Source organism: Bradyrhizobium yuanmingense (genome assembly GCF_029167105.1).
Taxonomy (GTDB): Bacteria; Pseudomonadota; Alphaproteobacteria; order Rhizobiales; family Xanthobacteraceae; genus Bradyrhizobium; species Bradyrhizobium yuanmingense_A.
The window spans coordinates 1-1,437 of sequence record NZ_JARFML010000107.1 but is presented as its reverse complement, the minus strand read 5'-3'; the positions used below and the strand labels follow the sequence as shown (position 1 = coordinate 1,437).

The window sequence follows — 1,437 nt, the reverse complement described above, 5'->3', positions numbered from 1 at the left end:
TCGCCGGCAACACCGGGACGGCGACCGCCTTCACCGCGGCCCGCACCTCTGGCATCGGCGGCATCAGCGGCAAGACCTTGACCTTCACCTCCTTCAACGGCGGCACGGCGGTCAACGTCACCTTCGGCGACGGCACCAACGGCACGGTCAAGACGCTCGATCAGCTCAACACCAAGCTGCAGGCCAACAACCTGTCGGCGACGATCGACGCCAACGGCCTGCTGACGATCTCGACCACCAACGATTATGCGTCCTCGACCATCGGTTCGAGCGCCGCGGGTGGTGCGATCGGCGGCACGCTGACCTCGTCGCTCACGTTCTCGACGGCTTCCAGCCCCGTCCAGGACGTCGTCGCGCAGACGGCGCGTGCCAACCTGGTCAATCAGTTCAACAACATCCTGAACCAGATCGACACCACCGCGCAGGACTCCTCGTTCAACGGCGTCAACCTCTTGAACGGCGACCAGCTCAAGCTGGTGTTCGACGAGACCGGCAAGTCGAACCTCAGCATCACCGGCGTGACCTACAACTCCAAGGGTCTGGGCCTCGCCTCGCTGACCAGCGGTGTCGACTTCATCGACAACGCTGCCACCAACAAGGTGCTGACCAACCTGAACGCCGCCTCGAGCACGCTGCGCTCGCAGGCCTCGAGCCTCGGCTCGAACCTCTCGGTGGTGCAGGTCCGTCAGGATTTCAACAAGAGCCTGATCAACGTGCTGCAGACCGGCTCAGCCAACCTGACCCTGGCCGACACCAACGTCGAAGCGGCCAACAGCCAGGCGCTGTCGACCCGCCAGTCGATCGCGGTCTCCGCGCTGTCGCTGGCCAACCAGTCGCAGCAGAGCGTGCTGCAGCTGCTCCGCTAAGGCGCGGACGACATCGCAAGACGATCACGGCGGCGGGGCTTCGGCCCCGCCGCTTTATTTTGTGCCGGCATCGGAATGCTGCTCGGCGGAGGGAGTGCTGCATTCGAATGCAGCCAATTGCTCACTCTGAGTTATGGTTGACAAGTCGCAAATGCCTCCTGGCTGCCCGAAAAAGTATCATCCTATCATGATGATATCGGTGAGCACGTTTGGGCCTCGAAGGCGCATATGGTGAATCCGCGCAAGGACTGGCGCGACACGCTTCATGCTTTGTTAGCCCTCCGCGTTCACCGTCCCCGACATCGATTAATCCTAATCGAAGTCCTGTTGCGTTGCGTACCAGAAGGGTAACACTCAATGTCCGGTATCGTCCTCTCCGCGTCGGTTCGTCAGAACCTGCTCTCCCTCCAGTCCACCGCTGACCTCCTCGCCACCACACAGAGTCGTCTGTCGACCGGCAAGAGCGTCAACTCGGCCCTGGACAATCCCACCAACTTCTTCACGGCACAGTCGCTCGACAACCGCGCCAGCGACATCAACAATCTGCTCGACGGCATCGCCAACGGCGTGC

The 1,437-nt window shown here is 62.1% G+C and carries 1 protein-coding gene and 1 pseudogene; both read left to right on the top strand.

The window, feature by feature from the left end; all coding sequences use genetic code 11:
* A partial coding sequence (locus P0R31_RS40625; protein WP_275521212.1) for a flagellin occupies window positions 1-866 on the top strand: 866 nt, incomplete at its 5' end.
* 357 nt (window positions 867-1,223) lie between these two features.
* Window positions 1,224-1,437: pseudogene (locus P0R31_RS40620) on the top strand (flagellin); the annotation flags it as partial.